Annotated in this window: 20 protein-coding genes; 17 read left to right on the forward strand and 3 right to left on the reverse strand. The window is 69.8% G+C overall.

The features are described from left to right. Window positions 1-3: 3 nt before the first annotated feature. From BN10_RS03720 to aroQ, 11 genes are all read left to right on the forward strand, one after another. A complete protein-coding gene (locus tag BN10_RS03720) occupies window positions 4-894 on the forward strand; it encodes an AAA family ATPase (RefSeq protein WP_010849823.1) in 891 nt (296 codons plus the stop codon). Then, the gene (locus BN10_RS03725; RefSeq protein WP_010849824.1) at window positions 891-2,003 is read left to right on the forward strand and encodes a vWA domain-containing protein; all 1,113 of its coding nucleotides are present in this window, start codon (window positions 891-893) and stop codon (window positions 2,001-2,003) included. The genes BN10_RS03720 and BN10_RS03725 overlap by 4 nt, the downstream gene beginning before the upstream one ends. Further along, complete coding sequence (locus BN10_RS03730; RefSeq protein WP_010849825.1) at window positions 1,996-3,126, forward strand: XdhC family protein; 1,131 nt, start codon at window positions 1,996-1,998, stop codon at window positions 3,124-3,126. The genes BN10_RS03725 and BN10_RS03730 overlap by 8 nt, the downstream gene beginning before the upstream one ends. 95 nt (window positions 3,127-3,221) lie before the next feature. Then, on the forward strand, window positions 3,222-3,719 hold the full coding sequence (locus tag BN10_RS03735; RefSeq protein ID WP_010849826.1) for a (2Fe-2S)-binding protein: 498 nt from the start codon (window positions 3,222-3,224) through the stop codon (window positions 3,717-3,719). Between the two features lies 1 nt (window position 3,720). Next, entirely contained in the window at window positions 3,721-6,195 is a 2,475-nt protein-coding gene (locus tag BN10_RS03740; RefSeq protein ID WP_010849827.1) for a xanthine dehydrogenase family protein molybdopterin-binding subunit, read from the forward strand. Then, entirely contained in the window at window positions 6,192-7,040 is an 849-nt protein-coding gene (locus BN10_RS03745) for an FAD binding domain-containing protein (RefSeq protein WP_010849828.1), read from the forward strand. Before BN10_RS03740 ends, BN10_RS03745 begins: the two co-directional genes overlap by 4 nt. Window positions 7,041-7,044: 4 nt before the next feature. Further along, complete coding sequence (locus tag BN10_RS03750) at window positions 7,045-7,863, forward strand: SRPBCC family protein (RefSeq protein ID WP_010849829.1); 819 nt, start codon at window positions 7,045-7,047, stop codon at window positions 7,861-7,863. 84 nt (window positions 7,864-7,947) lie between these two features. Beyond that, window positions 7,948-8,301 (forward strand): helix-turn-helix domain-containing protein, encoded by a 354-nt coding sequence (locus BN10_RS03755; protein WP_010849830.1) that lies wholly within the window; start codon window positions 7,948-7,950, stop codon window positions 8,299-8,301. A 65-nt stretch (window positions 8,302-8,366) separates the two neighbouring features. Continuing rightward, on the forward strand, window positions 8,367-9,062 hold the full coding sequence (locus BN10_RS03760) for a response regulator transcription factor (RefSeq protein WP_010849831.1): 696 nt from the start codon (window positions 8,367-8,369) through the stop codon (window positions 9,060-9,062). After that, window positions 9,059-11,704, forward strand: coding sequence for a DUF4153 domain-containing protein (locus BN10_RS03765; RefSeq protein WP_010849832.1), 2,646 nt, complete (start codon window positions 9,059-9,061; stop codon window positions 11,702-11,704). Before BN10_RS03760 ends, BN10_RS03765 begins: the two co-directional genes overlap by 4 nt. 151 nt (window positions 11,705-11,855) lie before the next feature. Then, a complete protein-coding gene (gene aroQ / locus BN10_RS03770) occupies window positions 11,856-12,293 on the forward strand; it encodes a type II 3-dehydroquinate dehydratase (protein ID WP_010849833.1) in 438 nt (145 codons plus the stop codon). On the opposite strand, the gene BN10_RS03775 is transcribed toward aroQ, so the two are convergent. Then, window positions 12,268-13,056, reverse strand: a complete 789-nt coding sequence (locus tag BN10_RS03775) for a hypothetical protein (protein ID WP_010849834.1) — start codon at window positions 13,054-13,056, stop codon at window positions 12,268-12,270. The two genes, aroQ and BN10_RS03775, sit on opposite strands and share 26 nt — an antisense overlap. A 113-nt stretch (window positions 13,057-13,169) precedes the next feature. On the opposite strand from BN10_RS03775, the gene BN10_RS16670 reads away from it, so the two are divergent. From BN10_RS16670 to BN10_RS15535, 4 genes are all read left to right on the forward strand, one after another. Beyond that, the gene (locus BN10_RS16670; RefSeq protein WP_010849835.1) at window positions 13,170-14,195 is read left to right on the forward strand and encodes an aminoglycoside phosphotransferase/kinase family protein; all 1,026 of its coding nucleotides are present in this window, start codon (window positions 13,170-13,172) and stop codon (window positions 14,193-14,195) included. A gap of 207 nt (window positions 14,196-14,402) precedes the next feature. Next, window positions 14,403-17,642 carry a fused isobutyryl-CoA mutase/GTPase IcmF gene (gene icmF, locus BN10_RS03785; protein WP_010849836.1) on the forward strand — a complete coding sequence of 1,080 codons (3,240 nt, stop codon included), beginning with the start codon at window positions 14,403-14,405 and terminating at the stop codon, window positions 17,640-17,642. Between the two features lie 132 nt (window positions 17,643-17,774). Beyond that, the gene (locus tag BN10_RS16675) at window positions 17,775-17,918 is read left to right on the forward strand and encodes a hypothetical protein (protein ID WP_156917124.1); all 144 of its coding nucleotides are present in this window, start codon (window positions 17,775-17,777) and stop codon (window positions 17,916-17,918) included. After that, window positions 17,915-18,172, forward strand: coding sequence for a hypothetical protein (locus BN10_RS15535; RefSeq protein WP_010849837.1), 258 nt, complete (start codon window positions 17,915-17,917; stop codon window positions 18,170-18,172). Before BN10_RS16675 ends, BN10_RS15535 begins: the two co-directional genes overlap by 4 nt. Here the strand turns inward: BN10_RS15535 and BN10_RS03795 are convergent. Next, the gene (locus BN10_RS03795) at window positions 18,165-18,986 is read right to left on the reverse strand and encodes a helix-turn-helix domain-containing protein (protein ID WP_010849838.1); all 822 of its coding nucleotides are present in this window, start codon (window positions 18,984-18,986) and stop codon (window positions 18,165-18,167) included. The two genes, BN10_RS15535 and BN10_RS03795, sit on opposite strands and share 8 nt — an antisense overlap. A gap of 38 nt (window positions 18,987-19,024) precedes the next feature. Between BN10_RS03795 and BN10_RS03800 the strand changes: the two genes are divergently transcribed. Beyond that, window positions 19,025-19,546 carry a maleylpyruvate isomerase family mycothiol-dependent enzyme gene (locus BN10_RS03800; protein ID WP_010849839.1) on the forward strand — a complete coding sequence of 174 codons (522 nt, stop codon included), beginning with the start codon at window positions 19,025-19,027 and terminating at the stop codon, window positions 19,544-19,546. A gap of 122 nt (window positions 19,547-19,668) precedes the next feature. Then, window positions 19,669-20,436, forward strand: a complete 768-nt coding sequence (locus BN10_RS03805; protein ID WP_010849840.1) for a class I SAM-dependent DNA methyltransferase — start codon at window positions 19,669-19,671, stop codon at window positions 20,434-20,436. Here BN10_RS03805 and BN10_RS03810 read toward each other — a convergent pair. Beyond that, window positions 20,409-20,654, reverse strand: coding sequence for a hypothetical protein (locus BN10_RS03810; RefSeq protein WP_010849841.1), 246 nt, complete (start codon window positions 20,652-20,654; stop codon window positions 20,409-20,411). The genes BN10_RS03805 and BN10_RS03810 overlap by 28 nt on opposite strands. Window positions 20,655-20,735 lie beyond the last annotated feature (81 nt).

The raw sequence follows: 20,735 nt of genomic DNA on the forward strand, positions 1-20,735 counted from the left end.
CCCATGGATCCAGCCACCGCCTTCCCCGATCCAGCATCCCTCGCGGCGGCGGTGGGCGAGACCGGATACCTCGCCGACGACGACCTCGCCACCGTGGCCTGGCTCGCGATGCGCCTCGGGCGGCCGCTCCTCATGGAGGGCGAGCCCGGCACGGGCAAGACTGCGCTCGCCGAAGCCCTCGCCGACGCCTTGGACGTGCCGCTGATCCGCTTGCAGTGCTATGAGGGCATCGACGCGACCCAGGCCCTCTACGACTGGGACTTCCCGCGCCAGATCCTGCACGTCCGCGCCCTCGAGGCGGTGGCCGGAGGACCGCGCGATGTCGGTGAAGTGGAGGAGAGCCTCTTCGACGACCGCTTCCTGCTCGCCCGCCCGGTGCTGCGCGCCCTGCGCGAGTCGCCCTGCGTGCTGCTCGTCGACGAGATCGACCGGGCCGACGACGAGTTCGAGGCCTTCCTCCTCGAGGTGCTCTCGACCTGGTCGGTGACCATCCCCGAGCTCGGCACCGTGGTCGCCGCGACGCCACCCGTGGTCGTGCTCACGAGCAATCGCACCCGTGAGCTCCACGACGCCCTCAAACGGCGGTGTCTCTATCACTGGGTGGAGCATCCTGGGCTCGAACGCGAGTTGGCGATCGTCCGCGCGCGCACACCCGAGGTGCCGGAGGCCCTTGCGGCACAGGTGGTCCGGGCCGTGCACGCCATGCGCTCCGACACCGAGTTGCTCAAGCCGCCGGGGGTCGCCGAGACCCTGGACTGGGCCAGGGCACTGCAGACCCTTGGCACCCGGGAGCTCGACACCGGGTCCGCTGCCCGCACCCTCGGAGTCGCCCTGAAGTATCGCGAGGATGCCCAGCGGATCTCGGCGGCGCTCGACCGGATCCTCACCCCATGACCACGCCAGCGGGGTGGTTCGCGTCGCCGGAGGAGATCCTCCTCGGTTTCGCGCGAGCACTGCGTGCGGCGGGCGTCGACGTGACGGCCGACCGCGAGCGCTCCTTCGTCGAGGCGGTCGCCGCCCTCGGGATGGAGGACGTCGCCCACGTGTGGCGGGCCGGGCTCGCCACCCTCTGCGGCTCGCCGACGGACCATGAGAGGTATGCCGCGGTCTTCGCCGCGTGGTTCTCCGGCCAGGTCGGAGGGCGCAAGGGTGGGGCGCCGCAGGTGCGCCCGATGACGCGGGCACCGCTGGACAACGGCGCCGGCGAGGGCGAGGCCAGTGACGACGACACCCTCATTGCGCAGGCCTCGGCCTCCGAGATCCTGCGTCATCGCGACGTGGCGACCCTCGATGCGGCCGAGAAGGAAGCCCTCCACCAGCTCTTCGCTCGCGTGCACCCGCGCGCCCCACGGCGTCGTGGCCATCGGCGGACGCCGACCGCTCGGGGCGAACTCGACGCTCGACGCACCCTGCGTGAGTCCCTGACCCGGCTCGGGGAGCCCGGGAGGATCCACCATCGCCGTCGCCGTCCGAGACCCCGTCGGGTCGTCCTGCTCGTTGACGTCTCCGGCTCGATGGGTGCCTATGCCGACACCCTGCTCCGTCTGGCCCACCGCTTCGTCATGAGCGGAGCCCCGGTCGAGGTGTTCACCCTCGGCACCCGACTGACCCACGTGACGCGAGCACTCCGCCACCGCGATGCCGACCGCGCGATTGTCGCTGCGGGAGAGGCGATCCCGGACTGGTCCGGCGGGACCAGACTCGCCGAGGGCGTCGACGTCTTCCTCCGACGCTGGGGCCGCAAGGGCATGGCACGCGGTGCAGTCGTCGTCATCTTCAGCGACGGCTGGGAGCGGGATGCGCCGGAGGCCCTCGGCGAGCAGGTCCGCCGCCTCCAGACCCTGGCCCACCGCGTCGTCTGGGCGAACCCGCATCGGGGGAGCGCGGCCTACCAACCGATCCAGGCAGGGATCGTCGCCTGCCTGCCCCACATCGACGACTTCGTCGCCGGCCACTCGCTGGCCGCCTTCGAGGAGCTGACGGAGGTGGTGGCCCGTGCGTGAGGTCCTCGACGAACTCCTTGCCCGCTGGGAGGCGGGCCAGACCATCGGCATGGGCACCGTGGTCGCGACCTTCCAGTCGGCGCCGCGCCCACCGGGGGCCTCGATGCTCGTCACCGAGGCCGGCGAGGCCATCGGCTCGGTGTCCGGTGGGTGTGTCGAGGGCGCGGTGTATGAGTTGGCCCAGGAGGTCATGGCCTCCGGAAGCCCTGTGCTGCAGCGCTATGGCATCTCCGACGAGACCGCGCTCGGGGTCGGCCTGACGTGCGGCGGCATCCTCGACGTCCACGTCGAGCCGGTGTCACAAGACACCTTCCCCGAGTTGGGGGAGGTCGCGGCCGACATCCGTGCGGAGCGACCGGTCGCCGTCGCGACAGTTGTCACCCACCCGGATCCGGCCCGGGTGGGACGACGCGTCATCGTGCGACCCGAAGGGGCGCCGACCCAGGGCAGCATCGGCAGCGAGCGCGCCGATGCTGCCGTCCTCGACGACGCCCGCGGCCTGCTCGCCCTCGGCGAGTCCAAGACGCTCACCTACGGTCCGGACGGCGAGCGTCGGGGCGAGGGCATGCAGGTCTTCGTGTCGGCCCACGCCCCCCGCCCGCGGATGCTCGTCTTCGGGGCGATCGACTTCGCGGCGGCGGTTGCCGCGCAGGGGTCCTTCCTCGGGTATGCCGTGACCGTCTGCGACGCACGCCCGGTCTTCGCGACCGCCACCCGTTTCCCGGAGGCCGACGAGGTCGTCGTCAAGTGGCCCCACAAGTACCTCACCGAGGAGCGGGATGCCGGGCGGATCGATGCCCGGACGGTGATCTGCGTCCTCACCCACGACCCGAAGTTCGACGTGCCACTGCTCGAGGTGGCCCTGCGACTGCCCGAGGTCGGCTACGTCGGCGCGATGGGGTCCCGTCGCACGCACGAGGACCGCCTGGCACGCCTGCAGGAGGCAGGACTGTCCGCAGCGGAGATCGGGCGGATGTCGTCCCCGATCGGCCTCGACCTCGGGGCCCGCACACCACAGGAAACGGCCGTGTCGATCGTCGCCGAGATCATCGCCCTGCGCTGGGGCGGACGGGGCGAGCGACTCGGCGAGCGCGGCGGCCCGATCCACCACCCCGGGGACTGAGTGGCAGCACGGCATACCCAGCGGTGACCCTTGTCACCGCGACGAGGTCACGGAAGGATCATGGGCATCGACCAATCCGCGACAAGGGAGTCAGGATGACCCGAATCACCGTCACCGTCGACGGAGCGAAGTACTCCGACGACGTCGAGCCCAGGACCTTGTTGGTCCACTACCTTCGCGAGACCCTCGGCAAGGTGGGGACGGTGGTCGGGTGCGACACGAGCAACTGCGGCGCCTGCACCGTGCACCTCGACGGCCGCTCCGTGAAGTCCTGCAATGTCTTGGCCGTCCAGGTCGACGGCCACGAGGTGACGACGATCGAGGGGCTGGCCACCGAGGCCGGACTGCACCCGATGCAGGAGTCCTTCCACGAGCACCACGCGCTCCAGTGTGGCTACTGCACACCGGGAATGATCATGCAGGCCATCGACGTGCTCAACACCCATCCGGACCCGACCGAGGAGCAGATCCGCCTCGGCCTCGAGGGCAACCTGTGTCGGTGCACCGGCTATCACAACATCGTCAAGGCCGTCGCTGCCGCCGCCAAGGCGCCCGGTGCGGCCGCCGTCTCGAGCAGCAAGGTCGGTGACTGAGATGACCGCAGTGGACGAGCGCCCCGCAGAGAGTGCGGAGATCGGCAAGGCACGCCGTCGCAAGGAGGACCAGCGCCTCATCACCGGCCGCACCAAGTGGACCGACAACATCGTGCTCCCCGGCATGCTCCACCTGGCCATGGTCCGCAGCCCCTTCGCCCACGCGAAGGTGACGTCGATCGACACCGAGGCCGCCAAGGGCGCGACCAATGTCGTCGCCGTCTACACCGCCGCGGACTTCCCCGACGGCATGGGCGCCTGCGCCAACGCCTGGCCGATCACGCCCGAGCAGGTCACGCCCGACCACCTGCCCATGGTGACCGAGCACGTCGCGTGCGCCGGCGAGATCGTCGCCGTCGTCGTCGCCCGATCGGCCGCGGCGGCCCGTGATGCCGCCGAACTCGTCGATGTGGACTACGAGGAGTTGCCGGCCGTCCTCGACGCCAAGGAGGCGCTGAAGGACGAGGTCCTCGCCCACCCCGACAAGGGCACCAACAAGTCGGCCTTCTGGCGGCTGGACTCCGCCGAGGCCGGCACCGGTGGGAGCGTGGACGAGGCGATCGCCAAGGCCCGCGAGGACGGCATCGTCATCGAGCGTGAGTACCGCCAGCAGCGCCTCGTGCCCGCCTTCATGGAGCCGCGCTCCACGGTGGTGGACCCGACCGGCGAGCAGGTGACGATGTGGACCTCGACCCAGGTCCCGCACATCCTGCGCTTCCTCATCGCCGCCACGACCGGTATGCCGGAGAGCAAGATCCGCGTCATCGCCCCCGATGTGGGCGGCGGGTTCGGCGGCAAACTCCAGACCACGCCGGAGGAGTTCATCACCCTCGCCGTCGCCCGCAAGCTGGGCAAGCCGGCGAAGTACACCGAGACCCGGTCCGAGTCGTTGCTGTCCGCGCACCATGGTCGTGACCAGTACCAGATGCTCACCCTCGCGGCGACCAAGGACGGCACCGTCACCGGCCTGAAGGTCGACCTGCTCGCCAATCTCGGCGCCTATGTGGCGATCGTCGGTGGCGGGGTGCCGGTCCTGGGCGCGTGGATGTTCCACGCGATCTACAAGTTCCCGGCATATCAGTTCAACTGCCAGACGGTCCTGACGAACACGACCTGGGTGGACGCCTACCGCGGCGCCGGCCGACCTGAGGCGACCTTCGCCATCGAGCGGCTGATGGACGAACTCGCCGCCGAAGTCGGGGTCGACCCGCTCGAGATCCGGGAGAAGAACTGGATCAAGCACGAGGAGTTCCCCTTCGTCTCGGTGTCGGGGATGACCTACGACTCGGGCAACTACGAAGCCGCGACGGCTCGCGCCAAGGAACTCTTCGGCTACGACGAGTTGCGGGCCGAGCAGAAGCAGCGCCGCCAGAGTGGTGACCCGGTCCAGCTCGGCATCGGCGTCTCCACCTTCACCGAGATGTGCGGACTGGCCCCCTCGCGGGTGCTGGGTCAGCTGTCCTATGGGGCCGGGGGTTGGGAATCGGCGGCGATCCGGATGCTCCCGACCGGCAAGGTCGAGGTCATCACTGGCACGTCTCCGCACGGCCAAGGTCACGAGACGGCGTGGAGCCAGATCGTGGCCGACCGGCTCGGTGTGCCCTTCGACGACGTCGAGGTCCTCCATGGCGACACCGCGATCGCCTACAAGGGGCTCGACACCTATGGCTCACGCAGCCTCGTGGTGGGCGGAGAGGCCGTGGTCCGGGCCGCGGACAAGGTCATCGAGAAGGCCAAGCCGTTTGCGGCGCACCTGCTCGAGGCAAGCGTCGACGACCTCGAGTTCAAGGACGGCCGGTATGCCGTCAAGGGCACCGACAAGGGGGTCGGCATCACCGAGGTGGCTCTGGCAACCTTCGCCTCGCACAACTACCCGGACCACCTCGAGCCGGGCATCGACGCCGACGCGACCTACGACCCGGTGGACTTCTCCTTCCCGCACGGCACGCACCTGTGCGCGATGGAGGTCGACACCGAGACGGGGGCGTCGACGATCCGCAAGTACGTCTGCGTCGACGACATCGGCCAGGTCATCAACCCGCTCATCGTCGAGGGTCAGGTCCACGGTGGCCTCGTCCAGGGGATCGCCCAAGCGCTGTGGGAGGAAGCGGTCTACGACGACAACGGCACCCTGGTGACGGGGTCCTTCGTCGACTACACGCTGCCGACGACGGCCGACACGATCAACTTCGTGACCGACAACACGACCTCGCTGGCGACGACGAACACCTTGGGAACCAAGGGCGTCGGTGAGGCGGGCACGATCGCGTCGACGCCGGCGGTGGTCAACGCGATCGTCGACGCGGTCCGTGACCGGGGCATCCACGACATCCAGATGCCGTGCACCCCCGCACGGGTCTGGGCGGCGCTGCAGTCGGCTGGCTCGGCCGAGGTCGCGCAGGCCCAACCGCACTTCCATGAGGAAGCAGCCAACAACGCCGATCCCGGCACCACGGGTGAAGGGAGCGGGTCATGATCCCGTCATCGTTCGAATACGTCGCCCCCACATCCGTCGAGGATGCGCTCGCGGCGCTCGCCGAGGCCGGTGACGAGGGCAAGGTCCTGGCCGGTGGCCAGTCCCTGCTGCCGGTCCTGCGCATGCGGCTCAACGCACCCGAGAAGGTCATCGACCTCGGGCGCGTGGAGGGCCTGCGCGGCATCCGGGAGGACGGCGACACCATCGTCATCGGCGCGATGACGACGCACGACGAGGTGGCCAACTCCGAGCTGGTCAAGGAGCATGCGGCCCTGCTCGCCAAGGCCACGGCCGAGGTGGCCGACCCGCAGATCCGTCACCGGGGCACGCTCGGCGGCGCCATCGTCCATGCCGATCCGGCGGGAGACCTCGGAGCCCCGGTGCTCGCGCTCGACGCCGAGATGGTCATTGCCGGGCCCGGCGGCGAGCGCACGGTCGCGGCCAAGGACTTCTTCACCGACCTCTTCGAGACGGCCGTGGGCGACGGGGAACTGCTCACCGCGATCCGGATCCCCAAGCACACCGGGTGGGGTGCGCACTACGAGAAGTTCGTGCGGGTCGCGCACCAGTGGTCGATCGTCGGCGTGGCAGCCACCGTGAAGGCCGACGGAGGCACGATCAGCGAGGCCAAGATCGGGCTCACCAACATGGGCTCGACGCCCCTTCGGGCCGCCTCGGTCGAAGCCGCGTTGGCGGGAAAGTCGGCCAGCGACGTCGCCGATGCGTGCTCCTCGGCCGCCGACGGGACGAATCCGCCGAGCGACCTCAACGGTGACGCGGACTATCGGCGTCACCTCGCGACCGTGCTCACGAGTCGCGCGGTCGCGGCTGCTGCGGCAGGCTGACCTCATGGAGCTGACCCACGATTTCGTCGTCCCCGCCGCCATCGACCTGGTGTGGGAGACCTTCATGGACCTGGAGCGGGTCGGCGGGTGTTTCCCCGGGGCCACGGTCACCGAGGCGACGGGCGAGTCCTTTGCCGGGACCGTCAAGGTCAAGCTGGGCCCGATCGCCTTGCAGTATGCCGGGACGGGCGCTTTCGTCGAGCGTGACGATGCCGCGCACCGGGCGGTCATCGAGGCCAAGGGCAAGGACAAGAGGGGCAATGGCACGGCCGGCGCCACGGTGACCATGCAACTGGCCCCGGCGGAGGGTGGCGCCCACACGCGGGTCGACGTGACGACCGAACTGGCGATCACCGGCAAGCCGGCGCAGTTCGGGCGTGGCGTCATGCAGGACGTCTCGGACAAGCTGCTCCAGCAGTTCATCGGCTGCATCGAGGGCCAGTTCAGCGCGCCCGCCGACCCCGGGACAACCGCGGCAACTGGGAACAACGCCGCAGAGGGAGAGGGGCGCTCGCACGGGGAGTCGTTCGCGCAATTTCGCGCGGAGGTCGCTGACGACGAGGGCATGGCCCTGTCACCGGCCGAGGTCGCCGAGGGTCTCGGGGAGAGCCAGCCGGTCGCCGCCGCCGCACCTGCGCCGGCCCCGCGGCATACCTCTGGGGCGGCGACGACCCGACCGGCCGCCTCGCGGGCGGCAAGTGACGACTCGATCGACCTGGGGGCGACGGTGCTGCCGGTGCTCCTCAAGAGCTATGCCCCGCATGCGATCGGGGCCCTGCTGGCGATCGCCCTGGGTTATCTCATCGGGCGGCGCAGGCGCTGACGCCCGTCGGGGCCGACGTGGTCCCACGGTGCGGTCGTCGCCGCCCACCGGGATGGTGGCCAACAGCAGTTCATCGACCGCACCGTGCCGGTCACCAGCGCCGACGGTGCCGGCCCGGTCCTGTCCCACATGCTCGAGCGGCTCGAGGAGCCACACCCGATCGGCGACCTGGCCCGACGTGCCGCGATGTCACCACGCACCTTCGCCCGGCCCTTCGTCGCCGAGACGGGCACGACACCGCACCAGTGGCTCACCGAGCAACGTGTGATCCGTGCCCGTGAGGTGCTCGAGGAGAGCGACCTGCCGGTCGAGCAGGTCGCGACGCGGCCCGGCTTCGGCAACGCGGCCCTGCTCTTGCAGCACTGCCAGGCGTGCACCGGGATCAGCCCCACGGCATACCGTTCCCAGCACCGCGCTCCGGCGATGACTGGAGCCTGAGTCTTCACAGGACGCGCACATTTCCTGTGGGCGCCCCCCGCACGCGCCTCCCTAGAGTCAGTGCCATGACCGCGACTCCCGCCCGCCTACTCGTCGTCGAGGACGACGAGGTCATCAACGAGTCGCTCACCCTGCGCCTCGAGGCCGAGGGGTATGCCGTGACACGCGCCTTCGACGGCCCGGGCGCCGTCGAGGCGTTCACCGCGGACCCGCCCGACGTGGTCCTCCTCGACATCATGCTTCCCGGCTTCGACGGCCTCGAGGTGTGCCGCCGCATCCAGGCCATCCGGCCCGTGCCATTGCTCATGCTCACTGCCCGCGACGACGAGACCGACATCCTCGTCGGGCTCGCGGTAGGGGCCGACGACTACGTGACCAAGCCCTTCCGCATGCGCGAGGTCGTCGCGCGCGTCCAGGCCCTGCTCCGGCGCGTCGAGCGGGCCGCCGAGCTCGCGGCGCAGCCGACCTCGACCGACCTCGTCGTCGGCGGCCTCACGGTGACCCCCAGCGCGCGACGCGTGACAGTCCAGGGGAGCGAGATCCACCTGACGCCACTGGAATTCGACCTCCTGCGGGTCCTCGCCGAGGCCCCCGGGCGGGTCTTCGAACGCGACCAGTTGCTCCGCGACGTGTGGGGCTGGGCCGATGCCTACGGCACGCGGACCCTCGACTCCCACGTCAAGGCCCTGCGCGCCAAGATCGGTGCCGACCGGATCCGCACCGTCCACGGCGTCGGGTATGCCGCAGAGGCCCGACCGTGACCGCCGAACCCAACGCTCGGGGGCCACTGGCGGGGATCACGTCGATCCGCGTCAAACTCGGGCTCCTCGTCGTCGCGAGCACCGTCGCCGTCCTCGTCGTCGCCGCCATCGGGCGCCGCGCCGGCGTGCCCACCCTCGTCTCCGGCCCGGTGACGATCGCCGCCGCCCTCGGCGCGACCCGCTGGTTGGCCCGCGGCATGGTGACCCCGCTGCAGGACATGACGCGTGCCGCCTCCCGCATGGCCGGCGGGCAGTGGTCCGAACGCATCGACGTCACCTCCGCCGACGAGGTCGGCACGCTGGCCCGGTCGTTCAACGCCATGGCCGAGGATCTGGCCACCCAGGACGAGCAACGCCGTGCCCTCATCGCCACCGTCTCACACGAACTGCGCACGCCACTGGCCGCGCAGCGCGCCGTGCTCGAGAACCTCGCCGACGGCGTCGTCGCTCCCGACGAACGAACCCTCGGCACCGCACTCGCCCAGGCCGAGCGACTGTCCGACCTCGTCAACGACCTGCTCGACCTCTCCCGCATCGACGGCGGCGCCGGTCGGCTCGCCCTCGCGCGCGTCGACGTCGCCCAGTTGCTGTCTGCCTGCGTCGCCGAGGCCGAGCTCCGGCCCCGGGACGTGCGCCATGTCGTCACCGTCACGCCGGAGAGCCTGTCGGTCACCGCCGATCGCGCTCGTCTCACCCAGGTCATCGTCAACCTGCTCGACAACGCCGACCGCCACAGTCCGGCCGGGGGCGTCGTCCGCGTCGACGCCCGCGTCGACGGCAGCGACTGGGTCCTCGACGTCCGCGACGAGGGTCCCGGCATCCCGCCCGAGCAGCGACACCGTATCTTCCAGCGGTTCGGGTCCACCGATCCGACGTCCGGTGGCTCCGGGCTCGGCCTGGCCATCGCCCGCTGGGTCGTCGAGATGCACGGCGGCCGGATCGATGCCCTCGACGCAGAGTCCGGTGCGCACCTGGCCCTGCAGCTGCCGCGCACCCCCGTGCTCCCCTCTCCCCAGCCATCGCAGGCCCCTTCCGCAGACACGCCCGCACCCGGAGCCGCAGCGGCACCGGCCGTGGTGGCTCAGGCCGCAACCGGGCGGCATACCCCCTCGTCCAGCCCCACCCAGGAGTCCACCATGTCGTCCGCAGTCGCGCCGACCGTCCCGTCGGTCCCGCCCGCCGCCCCTCGCCCGGACTTCTGGGGCCGCTTCTGGCCCGAGCGCCACTGCGGGCCACAGGTTGCGATCCTCGCTGCGGCCGCCGGCGTCGGCATCATCGGCGCGGTCCTGCTGCCCCTGATGAACGGTGTGGGCCTGGCCGTCTCCCTCGTCATGGCGCTGGGCGGCTCGCTCGCCTTCGTCGTCGGTCGGGTCTGGCGCTCGCCCTGGGCACTGGCCGTCTGGGCGCTGTGTCTCGTTGCCGTCTCCGTCTTCACCCTGCGCGCGGAGCCCGGGCTCGCCGTGCTCGGACTCGTCCTCGCCACACCGCTGTTCATGTCAGCCTTCACCAAGGCACGCACGATCGTCGGCCTGCTGATTTCCGGCCTGGCCTGGGTGCTCGCGGCGATCCGCGGACTGCCCCTCCTCGGACGCACCCTCGGCCGGCTCAGCGCCCGCCGCAACCTCTGGGCCGTCCTGCGGGCCGGCGCCCTGACCGTCCTGGGCGTCATCGTCTTCGGTGCGCTCTTCGCCTCGGCGGATGCGATCGTCGGCTCCTGGGCCAAGGCGCTGGTCCCGGACTGGCAGTGGAGCGAGCTCACCCTGCGCGCTTTCCTGTGGACCTTCATCACCGGGCTGACCCTCACCGCCTGCTACGTCGCCCTCAACCCGCCGGCCGCCGACCCGGACCCGGACCTGGCCCTGACGCCGCGCCCGGCCAAGCACCGGTTCGAATGGCTCGTGCCGGCCGGCGCGGTGCTCGTGCTCTTCGTGGTCTTCCTCGCCGCTCAGGCCAGCGCCCTCTTCGGCGGCAAGGAGCACGTGCTGCGCACGACCGGCCTGACGTATGCCGAGTACGCCCGGCAGGGCTTCGGCCAGCTCGTCGTGGTCACCCTCCTGACGACCGTGGTGCTCGCCCTCATCCGCTGGTTCGCGAGCGAGCAGACCGCGGCCGACCGGTCGATCAAGCGCGGCGTCGTGCTCACGATGACGGCGCTCTCCCTCCTCGTCGTCGGTTCCGCGCTGCACCGGCTCTGGCTCTACCAGGACGCCTATGGCTTCACGACGGCACGCATCACCGCGGCCCTCGCGGAGGGCTGGCTGGCCCTCGTCGTCATCCTCGTCGGGGCGGCCGCGGCCGGCTGGTCGTGGGCGTGGGCCGCGCGGGCGGCTCTTTTCTCCGCCTCAGCCCTCGCGGTGGCCCTACCGCTGGTGAATCTCGACGCACGTGTCGTCGAGCTCAATGCGGCACGTTACGAGGCAACCGGGAAGGTCGACGTCGACTACCTCTCGCAGTTGGCCCCGGACGGCTCGGCCGCGATCGTCGCGAACTTCCCACGCGAGATGGCGGCCTGCGCCCTGACGGGTACCTCGACGTCGACGGACGACAGTTGGACCTCGTGGAACATGGGCCGGGAGCGGATGGCCCGTGCCCAGGCCCAGGTGGGGACGCCGACGGGAGTCTGCCCCACGGCATACCGCTGACCGCCGACGTCAGGAGGTGGGCCCCGCCACCTAGCCGCGAATCTCCTCGATGAAGCGCTCGCGGGCACAGTGGGTGGTCGCCTCCGGCGGGACCCGCTCGCCTTCTGATGAGGCCGGTCACGGGAGGTGAGGTTACCGGCATACTCCTGCCATGGATGAGCGCACCGTCCTGGTGATCAACGGGCCCAACCTCAACCTGCTGGGGGAACGGGAGCCGGAGGTCTATGGGCACGCCACGCTCGCCGATCTGGAGGACGGCTGCCAGGTGGCCGCCGCGGCGCTCGGGCTCACCGCTGACTGCCGTCAGTCCAACCATGAGGGCGCCCTCATCGACTGGGTCCAGGAGGGGCGTCGTGGCATCGCGGGCATCGTCCTGAACGCCGGGGGCTACACCCACACCTCAGTCGCCCTGCGCGACGCCGTCTCGGCGTGCCGGGTCCTTGTCGTCGAGGTGCACATCAGCGACATCCACGCGCGGGAACCCTTCCGGCACCACTCCTACCTCACCGACGTGACCGCGCATCAGGTGATCGGGCGCGGCATCGACGGCTACGCCGAGGCGATCACCTGGCTCGCCGAGCAGAGGTGACGGCGAGCGCCAGACTCACGACGAAGAGGGGGACGTGCAGTACCCCCATCCACCAATTCTCCGGGTGCGCGACCCACCACGTCGTGAGGTTGAGCAGGCCGAAGACCACGCCGAGGGCACCAACGGCCAGTCCGGTGGTGCGGGCGAAACCATCGGGGCGCAGGAAGAGCAGGCCGGCGATCACCGGCGTCACCATGCAGTAGGTCACTCCGGCGCCATTGAAGACGTCGAGCCCCGGGCGGACCACGCCGTCATCGAGCACGAACGGATAGAGCCACGCCAGGGCCATGAGCGGGGTGACCCACAGCCGCCCGCGCCTCAGGGTCGAGTTGTCGGTCGCGGAGCGCAGCCCGATGAACGCCATTGTGGCCACGATGAGCTGGCCGACGGCATTGCCGGTGATGAGAGCGAATCCGCGATCGCCTAGGTCGGCGGCGTTCTGGGTCAGGGCGATGACGACGAGGATGGCGGCGTAGTACCCCAGGATGATCCGGGCATGGTGGCGCACCCCCAGCAGGCCGGCGACCGCCACGCTGAGCAGCAACAGTTTGGCAATCGGCAGCAGGGCCGGCACGGACTCCGCGAGGGGGTCGAAGAGGACCGCCGGGATCAGGTCGGTCAACGCCCCTCCGGTGACGGGCGCCCCGTTGAGAATGGCCGGGAAGGCGAAGACGGCCAGGCACGCGACGAGGGGGATCACCCACCGGCGACGGCCCTGGTCGGCGATGGTCGGTGCGGTGACGGCAACATTGCCCTGGCTCATGGATTCCCCCCGGATCGAGCGATGGTCGTCAGGCTAGGGCAGCAGTCCGCCGGGGGCAATGGTGGGTGCTGCGTCGCCTGCGCGATCGGTCTCACCGCGGCATACTCACGTCCATGGACGCCGCGGCTGAGCGTGACCTGCCAACCTTGTGGCGCTCGGGGAGCTGGCGCGCCGAGGCGCACACCTGGATTCGAGCACAAGCCGACGTGACCGGACCCATCCAGGAGCACCTGGTGCGGTTCTGGTCGGTCGTCCTCAAGGTGCCGGTCGCCGGGGGATGGGCCTGGTTCAAGGAGAACGCACCCTCGCAGTCCTTCGAGGCGACGCTGATGGAGGAGGTCGCCCGTGTCGCTCCCGATCGGGTCCCGCCGTTGCTCGGCGTGGAGCGGGCGCGGGGCTGGTTGCTCACCGCCGACCTCGGCGACCCGATCGGAGAGCACCGACCAGCTGATGACCGCGAGGCCGCGGCTGAGGTCGCGGAGGTGGCGGGTGCCTGGAGTGAGGTCCAGCGGCGGCTGCCGGGTCGTGAGCCCGCCATGCGGGCCGCTCGCGTCCCGGCATTCGAGGACTCGAATGCCATCTCGTATGCCGTGGCGCTGGCCGACCATCTCGCTGGCCTTCCCGAGGGGGATGGACGGCGGCTCGACCTCGAGGGACGCCGGCAGGTCGAGGCCGGCCTGGGTCGACTCGGGGAGGATGCTGCGCGCTTGGAGGCGAGCGGCATCCCGGAATCGGTGGAGCACAACGATCTCCACCTTTGGAACGCCATGCGTGGCAGGGACGGTGGGATCGCGTTCATCGACCTCGGCGATGCGGTGTGGAGCCACCCCTTCGCCTCGGTGCGCCCCCTGCTCTGGGTCATGCGCACCCGGTTGCCCTTTCCGCCCGGAGCGCCGGAGTACGAGCGGGTCATCGATGCCTACCTGGAGTCGTGGACCGACCTCGCGCCTGCACAGGAGCTGCGGCGTCTGCTCCCCGCGGCCGAGCGGATGTCGGCCCTGCATCGCGCTGAGTCCTGGCGCCGGCTGATGGCTGACGTGCCGCTCGAGGCCATCGATGTGGAGTTCCTCGATGCTCCTGCTCACTGGCTGTTGGCCGCCACCGCGGAGGACCCGTTCGCGTGGAGCCAGGCTCACTGAATCTCACCAATAGTGAGTTTTCGGTCGGCTTGGTTGAAACTCCGGTCGGCTGGGGAGCCTTCGATGTGGCTTGGGCCGCGACGGGGTGCCACCGAAAGTGCACTATTGGTGAGTTGGCGGCTATTGGTGAGTTAGCGTCTTCGCGACTCGCGAGTAAGTACTAGGACGTCCTACTATTTTCGGAACAGCCATCCCGAGGAGTCATCGATGACCCAGCAGGCCAAGCCCGAACTCCATGTCCCGACGAACCCGGTGCGCATCGTCACCGCGTCCAGTCTCTTCGACGGTCACGACGCCTCGATCAACATCATGCGGCGGATCATGCAGAGCCAGGGCGCCGAAGTGATCCACTTGGGCCACAACCGCTCCGTGCAGGAGGTCGTCGATGCGGCGATCGAGGAGGACGCGCAGGGTGTGGCCGTCTCGTCCTACCAGGGCGGGCACGTCGAGTACTTCGAATACCTCGTGCAGCTCTTGCGTGAGGCCGGCGCGCCGCACGTCAAGGTCGTCGGGGGCGGTGGCGGCGTCATCGTCGCCGACGAGATCGAGCGCCTGAAGAAGTCGGGCGTCCACATCTTCAGCCCCGAGGACGGCCAGAAACTCGGCCTGGTCGGGATGATCAACCAAGTCGTCGCGGACTGCGACTTCGACGTCACCGAGGTCAAGGGCGTTGACGTCCACGGCGTGCTCGCCGGTGATCGGTCCGCCGTCTCGCGAGCCATCTCGGCGGCTGAGCTCGGCCGCCTCACCGACGCGGACCTGGCCGAGTTCACCGCTGCAGCGGCCACTCATTCCACGCCCGTCCTGGGCATCACCGGCACTGGTGGCTCGGGCAAGTCCTCGCTCACCGATGAGCTGGTGCGGCGCTTCCGCGTCGACCAGCAGGACAAGTTGCGGATTGCCGTCGTCGCCGTCGACCCGACCCGCCGAAAGGGTGGCGGCGCCCTCCTGGGTGACCGCATCCGCATGAACTCGCTCGACGGCGACCGCGTCTACTTCCGCTCGCTCGCCACTCGCGGTGGGCGCGAGGTGCCCGACGAGCTCGCCCAGGTCGTCACCATCCTCAAGGCCGCGGCCTACGACCTCGTCATCATCGAGACCCCCGGGATCGGCCAGGGCGATGGCGCGATCACGAACTTCGCCGACGTCGCCCTCTATGTCATGACCCCCGAATACGGCGCGGCCAGCCAGCTCGAGAAGATCGACATGCTCGACTTCGCCGACGTCGTCGCGATCAACAAGTTCGAGCGCCGCGGCGCCATGGACGCCCTGCGCGACGTCGGCCGCCAGCTCGTCCGCAACCACAACGCCTTCGGCAAGAAGCCCGAGGACATGCCCGTCTTCGGCACCTCGGCCGCGACCTTCAACGACGACGGTGTCACCGCGCTCTACCAAGAGCTGCGAACCCTGCTGTCCGACAGGGGTCTTGGACTCTCCGAGGGCGTCCTGCCCGCCGTCGACGTGCGCCACTCCTCGGTCCTTCGCCAGGTCGTCCCGTCCTCACGAGTCCGCTATCTCTCCGAGATCACCGAGACGATCCGTGGGTATCACGCCAAGACGGAGGAGTATGCCGCCCACGCACGTCGCGCTCAGCACCTCACCACCGCGCGGGAGGCCTTGGGGGAGCATGGGTCCGATGAGTTGGACCGCCTGATCGCGACGGCCGAGGAGGACCTGCCCAAGGACGTCCGCGGACTGCTGTCCCAGTGGCCGTCGGTCGTCGAGCAGTATTCGGGCGACGAGCACGTGGTCAAGATCCGCGACAAGGAGTTGCACACCAAGCTCGTCAAGGAGTCGTTGTCCGGCAACCCGATTCGTCGCGTCGCGCTGCCGCGGATGCACGACCGGGGTGACCTACTCACCTTCCTGCGCCGCGAGAACCTCCCCGGCTACTTCCCCTTCACCGCCGGGGTCTTCCCCTTCAAGCGCGACAACGAGGACCCGGCGCGCATGTTCGCCGGCGAAGGGGATCCCTTCCGCACGAACCGTCGTTTCAAGCTCGTCTCCGAGGGTCAGCCCGCCACCCGGCTGTCGACCGCCTTCGACTCGGTGACCCTCTACGGCCGCGACCCCGATCCGCGCCCCGACATCTACGGCAAGGTCGGCACCTCGGGTGTTTCCGTGGCGACGCTCGACGACATGAAGGCCCTCTACGACGGCTTCGACCTCGTCGCGCCGACGACGAGCGTCTCGATGACGATCAACGGCCCCGCGCCGACCATCCTCGCCTTCTTCCTCAACACCGTCATCGACCAGCAGGTCGAGGCCTTCGTCGCCCGGGAGGGCCGGGAGCCCAGCGGCGCCGAGCGCGAGGAGCTCACGGCATACGCCCTGCAGAACGTGCGCGGCACGGTCCAGGCCGACATCCTCAAGGAGGACCAGGGCCAGAACACCTGCCTGTTCTCCACGGAGTTCTCGCTGCGGATGATGGGCGACATCCAGGAGTGGTTCATCGAGAAGGGTGTGCGCAACTTCTACTCGGTGTCGATCTCCGGCTATCACATCGCCGAGGCCGGGGCGAACCCGATCAGCCAGCTCGCGTTCACGCTCGCCAACGGTTTCACCTATGTGGAGTCGTATCTGGCACGCGGCATGGACATCGACGACTTCGCGCCGAACCTGTCGTTCTTCTTCTCCAACGGCATGGACCCGGAGTACTCCGTCATCGGTCGCGTCGCCCGCCGCATCTGGGCGATCGCGATGAAGGAGAAGTACGGCGCCAACGAGCGCAGCCAGAAGCTGAAGTACCACGTCCAGACGAGCGGTCGCTCGCTGCACGCGCAGGAGATGGACTTCAACGACATCCGCACCACGTTGCAGGCGCTGATCGCGATCTATGACAACGCGAACTCGTTGCACACCAACGCTTTTGACGAGGCCGTGACCACACCCAGTGCCGAGTCGGTGCGCCGTGCGCTGGCGATCCAGCTCATCATCAACCGTGAGTGGGGCCTAGCGATGAACGAGAACCCGCTCCAGGGGTCGTTCATCATCGAGGAGTTGACCGACCTCGTCGAGGCCGCGGTGCTCGCCGAGTTCGACCGGATCAACGAGCGCGGGGGCGTCCTCGGCGCGATGGAGACCGGCTACCAGCGTGGCCGGATCCAGGACGAGTCGATGCTCTACGAGCACCGCAAGCACGACGGCTCGCTGCCCATCATCGGCGTCAACACCTTCCGCAACCCGGCCGCCGACGACGGCACCCCGCAGCACGTCGAGTTGGCGCGGGCGTCGGAGTCGGAGAAGGAGAGCCAGCTCTCGCGGGTCCGCGCCTATCGCGACGGTCACCGCACCGAGGCCGAGGAGGCGCTGGCGCGGCTCAAGGACGCAGCGGTCAAGGGCGACAACGTCTTTGCCGTCCTCATGGATGCCGCGCGGGTCTGCTCGTTGCAGCAGGTGACGGACGCCTTCTTCGAGGTCGGGGGCCAGTACCGCCGCAACGTCTGACCCTCCGCGCGCCGGGCGCGGCCGTGCACAGGCGGTCGCGTCCCGGGTGTGTCATCCACAGGTATGCCGCGTGCGCTCGACCGCGTTCGTCCGGCCGGCGACTCTGGTCACCATGGAGGGAAGAGGCGATCCATGGACGCCATGACGTTGGTTCTCGATCAGCGACGGTGGACCCGTGAGGAGCGCGACGCGCTGCCTGACGACGGGCACCGCCATGAGCTCATCGATGGCGCCCTGGTCGTGACACCGTCGCGCAAACCGTCCCACCAACGATGAGCGGCAATCTGGTCGGCGTCCTGCAGGAGCGATGCCCGCTGCACCTGCGCGTGCTGCACGCGACCACCAACGTGGCCGTCGCCGACGACACCGTGCTGCAGCCGGACGTGCTCGTCGTCGCGCGGGCCCAGATCGGCCCTGAGCGCATTGGAGGTGGCCGCTATGTCGAGGTGGCCCACGTCCAGGAGGACTCGTCGTGGACGGCGGCGCTGCCCTTCCCGGTCACGATCACCCCGGCAGACCTGCTCAGCTGAACCGTCGGGCGAAGGACCCAGGCGTCATCCCCGTGACACGTCGGAAGTCGCGCGTGAAATGCGCCTGGTCCGCATAGCCCAGGTCGTGTGCCACGCCGGCCAGATCGCCGGGCCCCGCGCGCAACCGCTCGCTCGCCTCGTGCAGCCGACGACGCTGGATGAGCCACTTGGGGCTGAGCCCGAGGCGGCGCCGGAGCAATCGCTGCAGGCTGCGCTCGCTGACGCCGAAGCGCTCACACAGCTGGGCCACGTGCGTCAGGCCGGGCTCGCCCTCCACGGCCTCGACGATGGCGTTGACCAGCAGTCCTTCCTCGTCCACCGGCAGCGAGCCCCGGAGGGCGCCCTCGAGCAGGTCGGCCGACGCGCGCCGGCAGCGTGGGTCCGTCGGGTCGTGCATGGCCGCCCGGACGGCGTCGACGATCGACCCACCGATCACCTCGCTGGCCTCGATGAACCGGTCGGTCACCACGCTCACGTCCGTGCCCAGGACGAGCCGGCCCGCGGCGGGCTGCAACATGACTCCGCTGGCCCAACCCGCGCCCGTCAGCGTCGTCCGTGACAACCCTGACTGGACCCCATAGAAGCGGGCATAGGTGTCGGAGATGACGATCAGGCAGACCGGATACTGCAGCACCTGCTGGGTCGAGGACTCGCCCTCGGGCAGGTCCCACACCGGCACCCAGTGCCGACGGACGAGATCAGTGAGGTCGGGCGCGGCGCCGAAGCGGTCGATGGCATAGAAGGACTCACGCGGGTCGATGAGATGGGCGCGCTCGACGTCGTCCAATCGCTGGCGGGCCTTGTCGGGTTTCATCAATTCCTCATCTCGCTGCGGTCCCTAACGTCGTCGCCATGGACACAACGTATGCCGCACAGGCCGATCGCTTCACCGCCACCGTCGCTGCCGTCCCGGACTGGGACGCGCCGTCCCCCTGTGAGGGCTGGACCGCCTCCGACGTCGTCGAGCACGTCGTCACCACCCAACGCGACTTCCTCACCCAGCACACCGACCTGCAGGCCCTGCCCGCCACGGACGACCCGCGGGACCTCTGGGCCGCGCACGACGCCGCCGTGCGTGCGGTGCTTCCGTCCGTTGCCGACACGAGCTACGCGGGCCACTTCGGCCCCACCACGGTGGGACAGACCATGGCGACCTTCTATGGCTTCGACCTCCTGGTCCACCGCTGGGACGTTGCCCGCGCTGCAGGCCTCGACGACTCGCTGTCGGACGACGAGTTGAGCATCATCGAGGCCATGGTGCCCGCGTTCGGCGAGCACCTCTATGCCGACGGCATCTGCCGCCCTCCGGTCGAGGTCGCCGACAACGCCGACCGTCAGACGCGTGCCCTCGCCCTGCTCGGTCGAACCGCCTGAGGGCGCGACGTCACCGGTCCGCGCGGCGGCGCCCGAGCCAGAGCAGCCTGCCGAGAGCAGCAGCAACTCGCCGCTGCCATTCCAGTGGCGCCCCGCGACTCGACTGCGCGAGAGTCGTGGGCATGACGACCAGTGACCTGTGGGATGCCGACGCCGCTGATCGTTACGACGAGGCGGTCGCCGACATGTTCGCCCCCGACGTGCTCACCCCGACGGTGGACCTGCTCGCCGATCTCGCCCGCGAGGGCCGCGCGCTCGAATTCGCGATCGGCACCGGTCGCGTCGCGATCCCGTTGGCGGAGCGCGGCGTCGACGTCACGGGGATCGAGCTCTCCCAGCCGATGGTCGACCGTGTCCACGCCAAACGCCCCGACCTCCCCGTGACGATCGGTGACATGGCCACGATCGTTGTCCCGGGCGAGTTCTCGCTCGTTTATCTCGTCTTCAACACGATCGGCAACCTCCGCACCCAGGCGGAGCAGGTCGCGTGCTTCCGCAACGCGGCTCGCCACCTCGGGCCGGGTGGGCGCTTCGTCATCGAGGTCGAGGTGCCGTCACTGCGACGCCTCCCACCGGGCCAGGCTGGCGTGCCCTTCGACATCTCGGACTCGCACCTCGGCGTCGACACCTACGATGTCGTGACCCAGCAGGCGATCTCGCACCATTTCACCCGTCAGCCCGACGGCACCTACCGCCGGGGGACCCACAACTTCCGCTACGTCTGGCCGAGCGAGCTCGACCTCATGGCCCAGCTCGCCGGGATGGAACTCGAGGGCCGGTATGCCGGGTGGTCCCGCGAGCCCTTCACCGCCGATAGCGAGTCGCACGTGTCGGTCTGGCGCCGCCACGGTGAGCCCGGGCCTCAGTCGGTGCAGACGCTGCGCACCTGAGCTCGGGCCTCCTCGGCGGTGTCGCCGATGATCATCAGGTAGTCCACCAGCATCGACCTCACCTGGGCCCTGATCACCTCGGCCGAGAGTGTTGCCCCGGGCGCCCGCGCGCCGGTGTGTGTGGCGATCTCGAGAAGCTCGGCGCGCAGCCCCGGTGGTGGGGTGCCGCGTTCGACGTGGTGGACGAGCATCTCGGTCGCGGCCCCGAGTTCGGCCACGGCCCTGATGTAGGGCGCGGGGACGTCCTCACCGGTCTAGATGTACCCGGCCATCACGTTGGTGACAGTCGACTGGTGGGG

Origin of the sequence: Phycicoccus elongatus Lp2 (assembly GCF_000367525.1) — a bacterium.
In the GTDB taxonomy this organism is placed as follows: domain Bacteria; phylum Actinomycetota; class Actinomycetes; order Actinomycetales; family Dermatophilaceae; genus Phycicoccus_A; species Phycicoccus_A elongatus.

Bases quoted from the DNA above. Each gene is read 5' to 3' on its own strand.
- BN10_RS03750 (WP_010849829.1), top strand. From the start codon at position 7,045: ATGGAGCTGACCCACGATTTCGTCGTCCCCGCCGCCATCGACCTGGTG.
- BN10_RS15535 (WP_010849837.1), top strand. From the start codon at position 17,915: ATGAGCGGCAATCTGGTCGGCGTCCTGCAGGAGCGATGCCCGCTGCAC.
- aroQ (WP_010849833.1), top strand. From the start codon at position 11,856: ATGGATGAGCGCACCGTCCTGGTGATCAACGGGCCCAACCTCAACCTG.
- BN10_RS16670 (WP_010849835.1), top strand. From the start codon at position 13,170: ATGGACGCCGCGGCTGAGCGTGACCTGCCAACCTTGTGGCGCTCGGGG.
- BN10_RS03775 (WP_010849834.1), bottom strand. From the start codon at position 13,056: ATGAGCCAGGGCAATGTTGCCGTCACCGCACCGACCATCGCCGACCAG.
- BN10_RS03795 (WP_010849838.1), bottom strand. From the start codon at position 18,986: ATGAAACCCGACAAGGCCCGCCAGCGATTGGACGACGTCGAGCGCGCC.
- BN10_RS03745 (WP_010849828.1), top strand. From the start codon at position 6,192: ATGATCCCGTCATCGTTCGAATACGTCGCCCCCACATCCGTCGAGGAT.
- icmF (WP_010849836.1), top strand. From the start codon at position 14,403: ATGACCCAGCAGGCCAAGCCCGAACTCCATGTCCCGACGAACCCGGTG.
- BN10_RS03760 (WP_010849831.1), top strand. From the start codon at position 8,367: ATGACCGCGACTCCCGCCCGCCTACTCGTCGTCGAGGACGACGAGGTC.
- BN10_RS03740 (WP_010849827.1), top strand. From the start codon at position 3,721: ATGACCGCAGTGGACGAGCGCCCCGCAGAGAGTGCGGAGATCGGCAAG.
- BN10_RS03720 (WP_010849823.1), top strand. From the start codon at position 4: ATGGATCCAGCCACCGCCTTCCCCGATCCAGCATCCCTCGCGGCGGCG.
- BN10_RS03735 (WP_010849826.1), top strand. From the start codon at position 3,222: ATGACCCGAATCACCGTCACCGTCGACGGAGCGAAGTACTCCGACGAC.
- BN10_RS03725 (WP_010849824.1), top strand. From the start codon at position 891: ATGACCACGCCAGCGGGGTGGTTCGCGTCGCCGGAGGAGATCCTCCTC.
- BN10_RS03800 (WP_010849839.1), top strand. From the start codon at position 19,025: ATGGACACAACGTATGCCGCACAGGCCGATCGCTTCACCGCCACCGTC.
- BN10_RS03805 (WP_010849840.1), top strand. From the start codon at position 19,669: ATGACGACCAGTGACCTGTGGGATGCCGACGCCGCTGATCGTTACGAC.
- BN10_RS16675 (WP_156917124.1), top strand. From the start codon at position 17,775: ATGGACGCCATGACGTTGGTTCTCGATCAGCGACGGTGGACCCGTGAG.